This window comes from Armatimonadota bacterium (assembly GCA_016223145.1).
In the GTDB taxonomy this organism is placed as follows: domain Bacteria; phylum Armatimonadota; class Fimbriimonadia; order Fimbriimonadales; family Fimbriimonadaceae; genus Nitrosymbiomonas.
Window position 1 is genome coordinate 41552 of record JACRPN010000008.1, and the last position, 15567, is coordinate 57118.

A 15567-nucleotide genomic window follows, 5' to 3' on the forward strand; every position below is an offset into this window, starting at 1 on the left:
TGACGGGCTCGAACCGCCGACATCCTCGGTGTAAAAGAGATTTGGGTAGCTTCAAACGACCATTTTAGATTCTACGGGGGTCTCAGATCGTCTCATTTTGTCTCCCCCAATTGAGAGACATTTGAGAGACAAAATGGCTCGGTCAACACATCGAGGCGCTCTACCAATCCTCTGAGACAGTTCGAAGCAATTGCGTGAACCGCCTTGCATCTGTTGTGGATGGCCCAAGTTTACCGAGGAGATCATTGCGAGCTTCTCCCGAGTGCGGTTACGAGGCAAATCTGCTTGGTTCAAGGCGCGCACCTGGCAAGCGCGTACGCATGTGACCGCTTTGGCTATAATCCGCACATGCGGCCGGGGGTCGCCATGTTCTGGATTGCAGCGTTAATCTCGAGCCAACTCGGAATTGGCCGGCCCGCTTACGTCATGCCGAACGGCCAGGAGTGCCCCACGTGCCCGCATTCTCCTTGCCGCGTTCACATCAGTGAAGCACTGCTGATGGGTCACTTCGGGGTCACAGTCGAGAACGATTGTCGTGCGTGCTGCCAATTAACGCTCCAGGCGGAGCCCGTATCCAAGCTGTCCATACAAGCGCCGTCGACACCAAGTGTCGAAGTGGCGATGCTCGGCGAAGACTGGTCGATACCCCAGGGGACAAGAAACCCTCTGGTTCCCATCCTCACGAGAATCCCTGGATGCCCCTCCACCGGCCCTCCTCTCGAACAAGCATCCCGCGCCCCTCCCTGCTCCTTGCTGCTTTAGTCGTCTGGCCTGCCGCGGGTTCGACTGCGGCTACGCCACCGGTCCATTCAGCGTTGGAGCAATCGAGTGAAACCTTATGTTTTCGTCCTTCCTTTCTTGGCAGTCGCCAATTGTCCGGCACAAGAGCCGCTGAGCGTCAACGATGCTCTGCGAGTCGCCGCTCAAAACCGGCCAATCGTGCGAGCAGCACGCCTGCGTCTGGACCAAGCCCGTCTTGCGGCCAGGGTGCTTGGCAGCTATCCGCCGACCTTTTTGGGCGTTGGAAGATCCACGAGATCGGAGGTCGGGGGGAGCGACGAGGATCTGTTTCTTAGTCAGCCTGTGGATCTTTTTGGACGGTCAGCGGCGGGACGCAAGGCCGGCTTTGCAGACGTGAAGCGTGCCGAGGCGGAATACCGAGGGGTCATGCTCGACCTGCAAACCGATGTGCTTGAGGCCTACTTCCAGGCTGTGACTGCAACCCGGCTCGCGAGCAGCGCGGACGAGCTTCTTAAGTTGGCTGAAGGACTAAAAAACGCGGCGCAACGCCGGTTCGACGAGGGGCTGATTCCTGAGGTCCAACTTTTGCGAGCCGACTTGGAGCTTCAAAAAGCGAGGCAGACGGCGAGTTTGCGTCGCGCTCAGCGAGATTCGGCGATCAAGCGGTTTAGAGGTACCGTTGGCTTCGGAGTATCGGACTTGGACCTGCGGGCCAGCCTGGCGCCCTTGGAAGCGACTGATGTCTCGGGGCGCGCGGACCTTCTTCAACTTCAAGCCGAAGCGCTCATCGCAGAAGCAGAAGCCGGAATCAGTCGGGCTGCGAGGATGCCTGAACTCGAATTGCAGGCCCGGCGATCGCCGTGGACTGAATCGCAAGCACTTTACGGGGCGCGTATCCAGCTCACGTGGGCCCTGTTCGACCACGGCAAATCTCGCTTTGAAGTCGATTCGGCAAAAAAGAGGGCTGAGGCGGCATTTGAAGCGTTCAGAGATGCCTCGGGGAGGGCAGAAGCTGAGCTGGCCGCGCTGAAAGGGGAGATCGAAGCGGACAGGGTTCAGGTCGAGAACTACGGAGCGATTCTCGATTCGCTTCGAGCACTCGTCGCTAAGTCCCAAAAAGGCTTTTCCGAAGGCGTGGGGACTCTGACCGACGTTCTGGAAACGACCCGAACTCTGCGCGAAACAGAGCAGGAGGCGGTCGAAGCAAGCCTCCGATTTACGCTTGCAGTCACGGCTCAATACAAAGCTGCCGGACACTTGTCGGAGGTCCTGAAGTGAAGCGATTACTAGTCTATTTCCTTCTATTGTCCGCACTCGCGGGGTGCCAAGGGGGACCTGAGCCTCAGAAGGAAACCGCGTCTACGGCCTCGGTCAATGAGGAGGCGGTAAAGACGGTCGAGCTGAACGCAGAAGCGCAGCGGACCGCGGGGATCGAGACCGAGGCGGCCGCCTTGCGAATGATGCGAGACAGCCTGGAAGTCCCCGGAGTTGTTACGAGCACGGGTACAGGGAGGGCGGTTGTAACTCCTCCTGTGCCCGGAAGGGTCGTGTCCCTCCAGGCACAACTCGGCGACTCAGTCCGTGCGGGCCAGACGTTGGGGATCATCGAGTCGAGCGACCTGGCGCAAGGATGGGCCGCTATTGCCGAAGCGCAGCGATTGCGAGATGCCGCCGCCGCAGATCTTGCCCAAGCCAAGTCCGAGGCCGACCTTTCTGCTGCGAAGCTCGATGCGGCGCGTGGGAGTCTAAAGCGGCAGACCGAGCTGGCTCGTGCAGGTGCTTTCAGTCAAGCGCCCCTCCAGAGTGCGCGAACCGAGTTGAATGAGTCCCAGAGCGAGCTTGTCTCTGCGCAACAAGACCTCAGCTTCAAGTCCGAGCAGCGGAATCGAGCCGAACGCCTTTTCAAAGAGGGGCTGGTTTCCAAGGCGGATCTGGAGGCGTCAAGACTTGCGGAGCAGCAGTCCAGGATCGCAGTCGACAAGGTCAAAGCACGTGTAGATATCGCAAAAGCGGCTTTCGAACGCGAGCAGGCCATCTTCGACAGAGGGCTCTTGAATGCCAAAGAGGTTCAGGTTGCTGAGGCCGAGGTTAGAAGCAGCTCGCTCGACAAGCAAAGAGCTGAGATTCGAATCCAGTCTGCTCGGGCTGCCTTGGACAATGCCTCTAATGCAGTAGTAAACGCTAAGGCAACCTACAGGAGCCTAAGCGGGGGAGCCACTGGATCGGTTGGTCGCGTGGCACTGGTCTCCCCCATCACGGGCGTTCTTACCCGGCTGGACGTGACCAAGGGGCAGGCTGTCGAACGCACTCAGGCTCTGATGGAAATCGAGAACCTTGGATCGGTCTGGGTTTCCTGCAACGTGCCTGAAATCGATATCGCGAAAGTCCAAATCGGCCAAACGTGCTCCGTTACAATTGGATCCCAGCCGGGCCGAGAGTTTGCGGGAGTCGTTCAAGTGATCGGCGGCAATCTCGATCCGAAAACCCGGACTCTTCCCGTCCAGTGCCTCGTTACTGTGGCGAAGGGGTTGCTCAAGCCCGAGATGTTCGCTTCGGTTCGCTTAGGCGTTGGGCGGCAGTCTGAGGTCGTGGCCGTCTCCAAAGCAGCAATTTCAACGGAAGAAGGCAAGTCCTACGTTTTCGTGAATGCGGGTCAGAAGTTCGAGAAGCGCGAAGTGGAGACGGGCCGAGCAGAGCGTGGATTCGTCGAGATCCGCACCGGATTGAAGGCGGTCGAGAGAGTTGTGACCCAGGGGGTCTTCGTGCTCGTCAGCGAGTTCAAGCGAGACGAGCTCAAGGGAGAGGAGTGATGCTGGACAAGCTCCTTCACTTCAGCCTGACACAGCGGTTTCTCGTGCTTGCTACGGGATTGGTAGTCGCAGGAGCCGGCATCGCTTCCTGGAAGATTCTGACTCTTGACGCAGTTCCAGACATCACTCCGAACCAAGTTCAGGTCAACACTGAGACCGGAGGCATGAGCCCTGAGGAGATCGAGAAGCTCGTAACCTTCCCTGTTGAGACCGCAATGGGAGGCATTCCGGGCGTTCAGGAAGTCCGAAGCATGAGCCAATACGGACTCTCGCAGGTGACCGTCACCTTTCGGGAAGACGTCGATATTTTCTTCGCCCGACAGCTCGTTTTTGAAAGGCTTGCGAGCGTCCGGGAACAGATCCCGTCGAATGTAGAGGCGCCCCAAATGGGACCCGTTGCTACCGGCTTGGGCGACATATACATGTACGCCATTGAGAGCGACGAGCGGAGCCCAATGGAGCTGCGAACCATCCAGGACTGGTTCATCGCGCCTCAGATTCGCACCGTGCCAGGCGTCGCTGAAGTGAGCGCCGCCGATGGGAGCCAAAAACAGTATCAAGTCATCGTCAAACCCAGAGCTTTGATCGCACGGGGAATCGCGGTCGACGAAGTGGTCTCGGCTCTCCAGAAAAACAACTCGAACGCAGGAGGGGGCGTCGTCGAGCACAGCGGCGAACGAGTCTACGTGCGAAGCGTGGGCATGGCCACCAAAGTATCCGACATCGAACGCGTTCCGGTGAAATCGGAGGGCGGCGTGCCGGTGCTCGTGAAAGACGTGGCTGAGGTGAAGCTCGGGATTCCCGTCCTCACTGGCGTCAGCACCATGAACGGAAAGGAGACCATGGTCGCGGTGGTCATGATGCTCAAGGGGGCAAACGGACGCACGGTCGCCGATGCAGTCGACGCCAAGGTTCAAGAGATCAAGGGCCAGCTTCCGAAAGACGTGAAGTTGACGGCAGTTTACAACCGCTCAGACCTAGTCAATACAACGGTCCATACGGTCCAAACGAGTTTGTTGGAAGGTGGAGCGCTCGTCATCGCCGTGTTGCTTGTGCTCTTGGGCAATCTTCGGGGAGCGCTCATCGTAGCACTCGCCATACCTCTTTCGATGCTCGTTGCCGTTATTGGGATGAACCGGTTCGGCATCTCCGGTAATCTGATGAGCCTTGGCGCCATCGACTTTGGCCTCATTGTGGACGGCGCGGTTGTGATGATCGAAAATGCAGTCCGACGCGTTGCGGAGGCCCGGGAAAGGGAGGGGCGAACTCTCACGCGCCATGAGGTCCGTCACACCGTGCTCGAATCCTCGCGCGAAGTGGCCCAACCGACTGCGTTCGCAGTGGCAATCATCACCGTCGTCTATCTTCCCATTCTCGCGCTTGAAGGAATCGAGGGAAAGATGTTCAAGCCCATGGCCTTTACGGTAGTGTTCGCGCTCATCGGAGCTCTGATTCTCACGCTCACGCTTATCCCAACCCTTGCCAGCATGGTCCTGTCCGTAAATACTCGCGAAGCCAGGAATCCGGTCATGGCTTTGCTTTCCAAGCTGTATCGGCCGACGCTTGGGTTCGCGCTTCGGTGGAGATGGCTGATCGTCGGTGGAGCTGCTGGGCTGATCGTTTTGGCGGGAATCGTCTTTTCGAGGCTCGGCTCAGAGTTCATCCCCCAGCTCGACGAGGGCTCGATTCTCTTGCAGCCGGTGCGGCTTCGAACCGTGAGCGCGTTGGAGACTGTTCGGCTCGTGGCGGCAGCCGAGAAGAAGGTGCTTGAGATTCCAGAAGTGTCGCACGTCTTCTCCAAGAGCGGGACCCCCGAGGTGGCGATGGATGCGATGCCGCTGAGCCTCACCGACACGTTTATCATGCTCAAGCCCCGCGACACCTGGCGGTCTGGGATGACCAAGTCCAAACTCATTGCGGAAATCGAAGAAAAAGCGAACGAAGTCCCGGGCCAAGGGTACGGCTTTACCCAGCCCATCCAGATGCGGTTCTCCGAACTGATCGCTGGAGTCAAGGCCGACGTGGGAATCAAGGTGTTTGGAGAAGACCTCAAGATCCTGAAAGCAAAGGCCGATGAAGCCGCCTCCATCGTAAACAAGATTCAAGGGGCGGAAGACGTCGAAGTGGAGCAGGTCGACGAGGTGCCGGTTCTCCAGATCGATATCAATCGCGACGCCATCGCCCGCCAGGGTGTGAACGTCAGCGAGATTCAAGAGCTCATCGCCGTGGCATTGGGCGGAGAGCCGATCGGCCAGGTGGTCGAGGGCGACAAGCGCTTCGCCTTAACCGTTCGGCTCCCCGAGAACATTCGCAACGATGTGGACGCTCTGGGCGCCTTGCCGATCGAGACGCCAGTGGGCGGGCATGTGCCCCTTTCGACCTTGGCGAGCCTCAACTTTGTCCCGGCGCCAGCGCAGATCAGCCGCGAGAGTGGAAAGCGGCGCGTGGTCGTGCAGCTCAATGTTCGGGGCCGAGACTTAGGCTCGTTCGTCAAGGAGGCTCAGACAGCCCTCAAGTCGAAGATGGCCCTGCCGGAGGGCTATTACGTCACTTGGGGAGGGCAGTTCGAGAACCTGCAAAAGGCGAGCGCCCGGCTGCTCATTGTGGTTCCGGTGGCCCTTGCACTGATCTTCGTCCTGCTGTTCACGACCTTCGGCTCCATCAAGCAGGCCATTCTCATCTTCAGTGGAGTGCCGTTGGCGATCACGGGAGGGGTAGTCGCGCTGGCTTTGCGCGGCATACCGTTCAGCATCACGGCGGGGGTGGGGTTCATCGCGCTTTCGGGCGTCGCCGTGCTCAACGGGGTCGTGATGGTTTCTGCGATAAACCACTTAAGAAAGGACGGCCGCGCCGTGCAGGACGCGGTCAACGAAGGCGCTCAGCTGAGGCTAAGGCCGGTGCTGATGACCGCGCTCGTGGCTGCCCTTGGGTTCATTCCCATGGCGTTGAACACGGGCATTGGGGCGGAGGTCCAGCGCCCTCTCGCGACCGTCGTTATCGGTGGCATCGCCTCAGCGACCTTGTTGACTCTTGTGGTGTTGCCCGTCCTCTACGTCTGGCTTCACAAGGACCCTGAAGTCGTGGAGGATGTATAGAAATAGTGCGGAGTCTGACGATCTGGAACGGTCGGTGGCGTGGGGGTGTTATGGGTATCATCGCCAGGTTGTTTCGTTCCTTTGCCGCAGTGTTGAGCATATTGCTGGTCGTCGTGGGCCAAGTCCACGCCTGCCAAGAGCAATTTCGCCTGCCAGACGGCGCATCTTGCCAAACGTGCCCCAAGCTGAAGCACCTTCCAGGCGACCCCCTGGGCTCAGGCTTGGGCACGCAGCACGGCGACTGCCACGACTGCTGCGCGTTGGTAGCTTGCTCTAGCCCTCAGTCTGGAGCCAAGGCGGCCGTCCCATCGAGCGTCCACTTCGACTTTGCGATGCCGGAGGTGCCCTGCCTCCTTGAGTTTCCAACCGCACCCGTGGCGGCCGGCCCCATCGAACTCATTGAAACGCACCTGGCGCACGGCCCGCCGTCAGCCGCCTCCTCGCGGGCTCCCCCTTTCTGTCTGAGATAGTCGTCGTCTATCGCTCCGCCATGCCGGAGCCTCGACCCTAACTCAGACAGGAGCCTCATTGAAACCCATAGCGCTTTTCGCCTGCGCGGCTGTCGTCCTAACGGCCGCTCAGGCGCAGGAACAAACTCTTCAGCTTTCCCAAGCCCTCGCCTTTGCACGAGCAAACCGTCCGAGCGTGCAGGCCGCGCAGCTACGCCTGACAAGCGCTCGACTGTCGCGGCGCGGACTTGGCGCCTATCCCGCGACCCGGCTATTCATCGGCTATCAGAATAACCTCGCCCTCGATGGCACCGAGGCCGATCTTGCGATCGCGCAGCCGATCGATCTTTTCGGAAGGACCGCTGCTTCGAAAGCGACCGGCGACGCCGAGATCCTTCGGGCTCAGGCTGAACTACAGGCAGTCCTTGCGCTCTTACAGGCCGACGTGATCGACGAATTCAGCGAAGCCGCAGCCGCAAGGGCGCTTGCACAGAACGCGGCCCAGATCCAGGAGATCGCTCAACGACTCTATGACTCCATCCGCACTCTGGTCGACGAGGGCAAGCTACCGGGTGTTCAATTGATGCGAGTCGGGATCGAACTTGACCGTGCCAAGCTTGCCAACGGTCAGCGAAACGCAGAGCTACAAGCCAGCCTTCAGCGACTTAGCGGCCTGGTGGGCATGGCAATGTCAGTTGAAGCGTTTGCCGAGCTTTCAGTAAATGTCATTGATCCTGCCCGGCTTCCGGGACAAAGGGCCGACCTACTTTTGCTCGCTTCAGAAATCCGCGCGGCAGAAGCAGAGACCCGCGTGGCCAAACTTGGCGCCGCTCCAGAACTGGAGATTCAGGGCCGGCGCTCCCCATGGCAAGAGCGTGATCAGCAATACGGATTGCGGATTCAGCTGGGATTCCCCATCAATGATTTCGGAAAGTCCCGCGCTGAAACGGCCGCCGCGCGGACCAAGGCAGAAGCAGCGAGAAAGGCGCTGGCGGATGCGACACGAATCGCCGAGTCCGAGCTTGCCGCCGCAAGGACCAATCTGTCCGCGGCACAAGAGCAGATTCAGAGATATCAGGCCATCGTCCAGAACGCACGCGCCCTTGTCGAGAAGTCAAGAATCGGCTTCACCGAGAAAGCAATAACGCTGGTGGAGCTTCTGGAAAGCACGCGAGCGCTTCGAGAGACCGAGGAGGGCCTGGTGGAGTCCAAGCTTCGACTTGCGAAGGCCCAATCCGCCTATTTGAAGGCCAGTGGCCAGCTTTTGGAGGTGCCCAAGTGAGAAGGTCAGCAATACCGTCGTTTGTCCTCGCCATGGCCTTGCTCATCGCTGGGTGCGGCAAGCAAAGCCCGCCGCCAGAAACCCCGCATGTCGAGGCCGAGCATAAGGAGGCCGCACATACCGGAGATATCGTCCTCTCTTCGGAAGCTGCCAAGACAGCCGGCGTCCAGCTGGAAGAGGCTCGCAACATGCCCATGCAGGGCGAGCTGAAGGTCCCAGGCGTTGTCACGAATTCCTCTCAGGGAAAGGCAGTGGTTACGCCGCCGGTCGCGGGCAAAGTCACCCAGATGCTCATCGGCGTCGGGGATCGCGTAAAGGCGGGCCAGCCGATCGCGATCATGCAGTCTTCCGACTTGGCGCAGGCATCGGCGGGGATCATTGAAGCTCAGCGCGACCTCGAAACTTCACAGGCGGCAGTGCGAGAAGCCGCCGCCGAACTGGAACTCTCAAAGGGCCAGCTTAAGACCGCCCAGGCATCGTTGGATCGTCAAAAACAGTTTGCCAGCGCGGGCGCCTTTAGCCAGCCTGCGCTTCAACAGGCCCAAAAGGACCTCAATGAAGCTGAAACGGAGCTGGAGGGGGCCATCCAGGAGCATGTCGTGCACGAGGCTCAACTTGAGAGAGCGGAGCGGCTGTTCAAACAGGAGCTCATTTCTCGGAGCGAGTTGGAAGAAGCAAGGCTCGAAGTCCAAAAGGACCGGCTGCGACAGGAAAGGGCCAAGCGCCAGATCGAGATCGCCAAGGCGACCTTCGAGCGCGAAAAGTCCATTGCTCAGCGTAACCTGATGAACTCCAGGGAGATTCAAACCGCAGAGGCCGAGGTACGCGCTGCAAGCCTGGGCCTCGAACAATCGAGGATCAAGCACCGTTCCGCTGTGGCTTCAGAGCGAGGGGCCCGGCAGGGCCTCTTGGCGGCGAAGGTCAGTTATACAGCCCTTTCCGGAAGCGGGCGCGCGTCAGGCGGCGCGGTAACCGTTCTCGCACCCATCGGCGGCATCGTCACGGACCGCGAGGCGACCCTTGGACAGGCCTTGGAGCGCACCTCCGAGATCTGCCACATCGAAAACCTGAGGTCGGTTTGGGTCACGGCCAGTGTCTCTGAAAGGGACATTGGCAAGGTCACGAACGGAGCTTCGGTGCAGGTGGCGGTGAAGGCATTTCCGGGCCGCATCTTCGCCGGGGTTGTCCAAGTCGTGGGAAGCCGCCTCGACAAGAAGGCTCGGACCATGCCGGTGCAAGTCCTGGTGGACAACGCGGACGGCTCGCTCCGAGCGGACATGTTCGCCACCGTCTTTCTGGGCGTTGGCCAAAGCGACGTGGTGCTGGCGGTCCGCCGCAGCGCCATCGTCGAGGACGGCGACCACAGGCTGCTTTACGTCGCGGAAGAGGGCGGCAAGTACGAGGAGAAGGTCGTCGAGCTTGGCCGGACGAAAGGCGAATACGTCGAGGTGCTGAGCGGCCTCGCGGCAGGGGCCAATGTCGTCGTCAAGGGCGGGTTCATCTTGAAGAGCGAGAAGATCAAGAGCGAACTCAAGGGGCACGAAGACTGATGCTTGACAAACTGCTTCACTTCAGCCTTACCCAGCGGCTGCTCGTCATCATGGGCGCGATTGCGCTTGCTATCTGGGGCGGGGTCTCTTGGACGCGGCTCAATCTCGATGCCGTGCCGGACATCACCACCAACCAGGTTCAGATCAACACGGAAACGGGCGGTATGGGACCCGAGGAGGTCGAGCGCCTCGTCACCTTCCCCATCGAGACGGCGATGGGCGGGCTGCCGGGCGTGGAGGGAGTGCGGTCCCTAAGCCAATATGGCCTTTCCCAGGTGACGGTCACCTTTGGCGACAGTGTGGATATCTTCTTCGCTCGCCAACTCGTAAACGAACGGCTTGGCAACGTGCGAGAGGTGCTTCCAACGAGCATTGAAGCGCCCCAAATGGGACCTGTTTCTACGGGACTCGGGGACATTTACATGTTTGCGGTCGAAAGCGACAAGCGTGACATGAAAGAGCTTCGCTCGATCATGGACTGGCAGATTTCTCCTCAGGTCCGAACCGTCCCCGGCGTAGCCGAAGTCAACGTGGCCGATGGGAACGTCAAGCAATATCAGGTCGTTGCCGACCCCATGCGGTTGCTGGCCCACGGGCTGGGAGTTCATGACCTGATCGAGGCTCTTCAGAACAACAACCAGAATGCAGGCGGCGGCGTGGTGGACAGCGGCGGCGAGAGGGTGCTTATCCGCTCGGTTGGAATGGCAACTAAGTCCGCTGACATTGAGAACATCCCCATCGCGACCGAGGAGGGCACGCCGGTTCTCGTGAGGGACGTGGCCGACATCGAGATGGGAGCGCCCGTTCTCACCGGTATCTCATCCAAAGACGGCAAGGAAGCGCTCATCGCCATCGCCATGATGCTCAAGGGTGCGAACGGTCGGACGGTCGCTGAAGCGGTCGGAAAGCGCATAAGAGAAGTGCAGGCGCAGCTTCCCGAGGACGTGAAGCTCACCCCTGTCTACAACCGCTCCGTACTGGTGAACAAGACTATCGGTACCGTCCAGAAGAACCTCCTGGAAGGCGGCGCTCTCGTCATCATCGTCCTTCTCGTGCTTCTCGGCAATTTGCGAGGCGCGTTGCTAGCGGCTCTAGTGATTCCGCTGTCCATGCTCTTCGGGTTCTCCTTGATGACCAGCTACGGCGTATCCGGAAACCTCATGAGCCTCGGAGCAATCGACTTCGGTCTGATCGTGGACGGAGCCGTGTTCATGATCGAGAACATGGTGCGGCGGCTTGCGGAACGCCGCGCACACGAGGGTCGGACCCTCTCGAAAGAGGAGGTTCGACAATCCGTCCTCGAGGCCTCGCGAGAGGTTGCCAAGCCCACGCTGACTGCCCTGGCGATCATCACCGTCGTCTACATCCCGATTCTTGCCTTGGAAGGAACGGAAGGCAAGATGTTCAAGCCGATGGCCTGGACCGTCGCGTTTTGTCTCATCGGAGCGCTTCTCTTCACTCTCACCTTGGTCCCCGCGTTGGCGAGCTTGGTTCTATCCGGTGACACCCGAGAAAAGCACAATCCGGTGATGGGCTTCTTCAGCAAGCTCTACTCGCCGACGCTTGGCTTTGCCTTGAGGTTCAAGGCGCTGGTCGTTGGAGCGTCGGTGTTGGTTCTCGTGGCGGCCGGGCTCGTCTTCACCCGTCTTGGTTCCGAGTTCATTCCCAGGCTTGACGAAGGGGACCTGGTCGTTCAGCCCCTTCGAGCACGCACAGTTAATGCCGAGGAGACCAGTCGGCTCGTGACTGCCGCTGAGAGAAAGGTGATGGAAGTGCCCGAAGTGGTAACAGTCTTTTCTCGAAGCGGAACGCCCGAGGTTGCCTCAGATCCGATGCCTCTGAGCATCACCGACTCCTACGTGATCCTGAAGGAGCGCCGCCAATGGCGCGCGGGCATGACGAAGGACATGATACGCGAAGAGATCGAGAAGAAAGTCAGCGAAGTTCCTGGACAGGGCTACAACTTCTCCCAGCCGATCGAGCTCCGGTTCAACGAGCTGATCTCGGGTGTCAAGGCCGACATCGGGATCAAGGTTTTCGGCGAAGACCTCGACATCCTCAAGCAGAAGGCAGACGAGATTGCGGCCGTCGTGCGGGCGCTCCCCGGTGCGGCGGACGTGGAAGTTGAGCAGGTCGAGCCGATACCCGTTCTCCAATTCGATATCGACCGGGAGGCCATCGCGCGCTATGGCGTGAGCATCCACGAGATCCAGGAACTGGTCAGCTCGGCCTTAGGTGGAGAGGAGATCGGCCAGATTGTCGAAGGTGACAAGCGGTTTGGCATGGTCGTCCGGCTTCCCGAAGACATCCGCAACGACGCGGAGGCGATTGCCAGCTTGCCCGTGAAGGCGAGCAACGGGGAGAGCGTGCCTCTGTCGTCATTGGCCCACATCGACAACAAGCCTGCACCCGCGCAGATCAGTCGAGAATCGGGCAAGCGCCGTGTAGTGGTGCAGATGAACGTCCGCGGCACCGACATGGGCACGTTTGTAGCCCAGGCGCAGCAGGCGATCCAGAGCAAGGTCAAGCTCCCCGAAGGATACTACGTCACCTGGGGCGGCCAGTTCGAGAACCTGCAGAAGGCGAGCCAACGGCTCATGATCGTCGTGCCCGCCGCGCTGGCACTCATCTTCATGATTCTATTCATGACCTTCGGCTCCATCAAGCAGACGCTGCTCATCTACACGGGTGTACCTCTCGCGGTCACCGGAGGCGTGTTCGCCCTGGCGATGCGCGGCTTGCCGTTCTCCATTTCGGCCGGTGTCGGGTTCATCGCGCTCTCGGGCGTTGCCGTGCTCAACGGCGTCGTCATGGTCTCAGCGATCAACCGGCTCCGGGAGGAACACGGACTGTCGGTTGCAGAAGCCGTGCGCCAAGGGGCCATGGAAAAGCTTCGGCCCGTGCTCATGACGGCAATGGTGGCCGCCCTGGGCTTCGTTCCCATGGCGATCAACACCGACATTGGCGCGGAAGTCCAGCGGCCGTTGGCCACCGTCGTGATCGGCGGCATCGCCTCGGCCACGCTGCTGACGCTCCTCGTTCTGCCGGTACTCTACACGTGGTTCGAGCGCGCCCGGCCCGCGCCCGTCATCGTCACCCCCGAGGGCCAGGAAATGCCCCAGGAGAAGGAGATCATCGAATGAAGGAAGTCAAAGCGGTCATCCGGCCGCACAAGCTGGACGATGTGCTGAACGCCCTGCACAAGATCGGGCGCCTGCCGGCGGTAGTCAGCTCCCAGGCCACCACGACCAACGTCGGCGCGGAGTTCTACGAGTCAGAGCCGATGGCCAAGATCGAGCTCATGGTCCCGGACGATCAGGTCGAGGCGGTGATCGGCCTGATCGCCCAGGCCGCGCACACCGGCAACGCGGGCGACGGGCGCATCTTCATCATTCCGATCGAAGACAGCATCGTCATCCGCACCGGCGAGCGAGGGGAAGCAGCCAGGTGAGAATGGAGGATATGTCGCCTAACCTGGGGCGGAATGGGCCTTAGGCAAACGCAAGCTTCAGCGCCGCGATCACCAGCACGACGGAGAGCGCCCGCTTGAGACCCAATGCCCCGAACTTCCGAACGCCCAAATGCGATCCCACCAAGCCGCCTACAACCGCCGCCGCCGCCCAATGGGGAAGCTGCGGCGGGAGGTTCTGCGCCGTTTGCCACCGGCCCGCAAGCCCCGCGACAGAGTTCACCAAGATGAACGCCGCCGAGACCCCGCTCGCCTCGCGCGGCCGCGCCCAACTTGCGAACAAAATCACTGGCGTCAGATAGATCCCGCCGCCGACCGCCGTCAGCCCCGAAAGCAGCCCGATAGCCGCGCCGAGACCCACGGTCTGCCACCAGGGCGGTGCAACCAGTTCCTTCTCCTTCGCCTTGCCGGTAAAGGCCAACCGAAATGAGGCCACGACAAGCGCGATGGCGACCAGAATCTTGTACCACTTCCCCGGAAGCGTCCACGCTCCCCCGACGAACGCAAGTGGAGCCGAAGCGATGGCGAGCGGCAAGAACAGCCGCAAAGAGAACGCTTTGGCGAGAACGAACCGCGTCGTGGCGATCACCGCGACAAGGACGTTCAGAACCAGAGCGGCGGGCTTCATGCTTTCCGGCGCGACCGCGAAGAGCGCCATTGCCGCCAGATAGCCCGAACCGCCGGCATGCCCGACCGACGAATAAAGCGTCGCCGCAAGCAAGATGCACGCGATCAGGCCGATCTCGTGAACGGTCATAAGGTCAAACGATACCGGCTTTTGTTTGGTTGGGGTCGGCCGCGTGACGGGTCTGGAGAACACCAGCACCGGCACCTCCGCCGCCGAGGAGACACGGGAACTCGCCTACCGCTACCTTTCGGCTCCACAGCACGGACTGGGGCACTTGCGGCGCATGTAGAGCCAGCCGCCGAGCACGGAGAGAACCGTGACACCCAGCATAATCGGTTTTCCCACACCTAGCGCCTTCGCGCCGAACATGCTCGCATAAACCCCGAGCATTGGCGAGCCGCAGCATCCGCTCAAGAAGCACCCCAGCGCCATCACCACCCCGACCAGCGTAATGCTCCCCGCAGCGCCTGCGGTAGCGGCCGCTTGCCGAGCCCGAATCATTACCCCAATGGACCAAACGCCATACGCCGCGCCGAGCGCATAGGAGAGCCCCATCAAGTACTCCTTGCCGCCAAGATACGCCCCCAGCCCGAGCCAGCCATTGTCGGTCAGCCCCGCATCGTCCCAGCCCGAGGTCGGCGCCGCCGAGACCTGGCGTACGTACAGCGCATGCCCGGCGAGCACGATCACGAACGCTTGGAACGCATAAGAGACCGAAGAGCGAAGCAACCGGCCCATCTCAGTTCGATGTCACCTTGGTTGCGGTGAACGAGAAGCCTTTCTCCGTTTTGGCGAGAGTGCCGTCCACCTTGACCTTCTGCTCCTTCTTGGGAGACGCAGCGGTCCATTTAACGGGGATCTTCTTGGTTCCGGCTTCCGAGAGGCAGGAGAGTCCACACTCCTTGTACTCCTTGGGATCGATCAGCAGGAAGCCCTTCTTGGGGGTCACGGTGGCCACGATTCCAATGACGGTGACCTTCCCCAGGTGAGAGGTTGGGGCGGCGGCAATCTGGTTCACCGTCAACGGGCTGTCCTTGGGGGCCGGTGTCTTTGGTCCTGACTGGGCGAGGGAAGCGGTCAGGGAGATCACGAGGATCGCGAGCGAGAAAAGTAGGGTTGGCTTCATGGTGGATTCCTCCTCATTGGCAATTGCAGGTCGACGTGTTCGGGCACTGGACGGCATCGCGCAGTTCGCCTAGAGCGGCGTCCTGCTCGTACCAGGTCTTGGTTTGGATGGCGATTTCGGCCTTGGCGAGTTCGCGGCCAAGATAGGCGGAGTGGTCAAGTCGAGAGATGAGGCCCTTTTCTACCACGGTAGAGGCAATGACGGCGGCTTTCCGCCCCTCGACGACGTTCGCGAGCCTGCCGTCGTTCCGGTAATGCTCGCAGACGATCATGCCGGTTTCAGAATTCGGCAGCACGATGAAGAAGCCGCTGGGGTCGAGCTTCAAGACTTCCGGGTTGCGGGCCTGAATCCGCTCGACAGTCAATTTCGCTCCCGAATAGGGGCTCAACGGAGGCCGGTTCTTCATGGTGCAATCCT

The 15567-nt window shown here is 60.6% G+C and carries 11 protein-coding genes; 7 read left to right on the forward strand and 4 right to left on the reverse strand.

Annotated features, from left to right (window positions below):
- Positions 1-828 precede the first annotated feature (828 nt).
- The 7 genes from HZC36_05445 to HZC36_05475 all read left to right on the forward strand — a co-directional run bounded on the left by HZC36_05445 (position 829) and on the right by HZC36_05475 (position 13378).
- A complete protein-coding gene (locus HZC36_05445) occupies positions 829-2019 on the forward strand; it encodes a TolC family protein (protein MBI5706416.1) in 1191 nt (396 codons plus the stop codon).
- Positions 2016-3551: an efflux RND transporter periplasmic adaptor subunit gene (locus HZC36_05450; GenBank protein MBI5706417.1), complete on the forward strand. Its 1536-nt coding sequence runs from the start codon at positions 2016-2018 to the stop codon at positions 3549-3551. The genes HZC36_05445 and HZC36_05450 overlap by 4 nt, the downstream gene beginning before the upstream one ends.
- A complete protein-coding gene (locus tag HZC36_05455) occupies positions 3551-6646 on the forward strand; it encodes an efflux RND transporter permease subunit (GenBank protein MBI5706418.1) in 3096 nt (1031 codons plus the stop codon). Before HZC36_05450 ends, HZC36_05455 begins: the two co-directional genes overlap by 1 nt.
- Positions 6647-7174: 528 nt before the next feature.
- Positions 7175-8377, forward strand: a complete 1203-nt coding sequence (locus HZC36_05460) for a TolC family protein (protein ID MBI5706419.1) — start codon at positions 7175-7177, stop codon at positions 8375-8377.
- Positions 8374-9927, forward strand: coding sequence for an efflux RND transporter periplasmic adaptor subunit (locus tag HZC36_05465; protein ID MBI5706420.1), 1554 nt, complete (start codon positions 8374-8376; stop codon positions 9925-9927). Before HZC36_05460 ends, HZC36_05465 begins: the two co-directional genes overlap by 4 nt.
- Positions 9927-13070 (forward strand): efflux RND transporter permease subunit, encoded by a 3144-nt coding sequence (locus HZC36_05470; protein ID MBI5706421.1) that lies wholly within the window; start codon positions 9927-9929, stop codon positions 13068-13070. Before HZC36_05465 ends, HZC36_05470 begins: the two co-directional genes overlap by 1 nt.
- A complete protein-coding gene (locus HZC36_05475) occupies positions 13067-13378 on the forward strand; it encodes a P-II family nitrogen regulator (protein MBI5706422.1) in 312 nt (103 codons plus the stop codon). Before HZC36_05470 ends, HZC36_05475 begins: the two co-directional genes overlap by 4 nt.
- A 40-nt stretch (positions 13379-13418) precedes the next feature.
- Here HZC36_05475 and HZC36_05480 read toward each other — a convergent pair whose 3' ends face one another.
- The 4 genes from HZC36_05480 to HZC36_05495 all read right to left on the reverse strand — a co-directional run bounded on the left by HZC36_05480 (position 13419) and on the right by HZC36_05495 (position 15556).
- The gene (locus HZC36_05480) at positions 13419-14153 is read right to left on the reverse strand and encodes a sulfite exporter TauE/SafE family protein (protein ID MBI5706423.1); all 735 of its coding nucleotides are present in this window, start codon (positions 14151-14153) and stop codon (positions 13419-13421) included.
- 111 nt (positions 14154-14264) lie between these two features.
- Positions 14265-14762, reverse strand: coding sequence for a hypothetical protein (locus HZC36_05485; protein ID MBI5706424.1), 498 nt, complete (start codon positions 14760-14762; stop codon positions 14265-14267).
- A gap of 1 nt (position 14763) precedes the next feature.
- On the reverse strand, positions 14764-15150 hold the full coding sequence (locus HZC36_05490; protein ID MBI5706425.1) for a hypothetical protein: 387 nt from the start codon (positions 15148-15150) through the stop codon (positions 14764-14766).
- A gap of 13 nt (positions 15151-15163) precedes the next feature.
- On the reverse strand, positions 15164-15556 hold the full coding sequence (locus HZC36_05495) for a DUF4346 domain-containing protein (protein MBI5706426.1): 393 nt from the start codon (positions 15554-15556) through the stop codon (positions 15164-15166).
- Positions 15557-15567 lie beyond the last annotated feature (11 nt).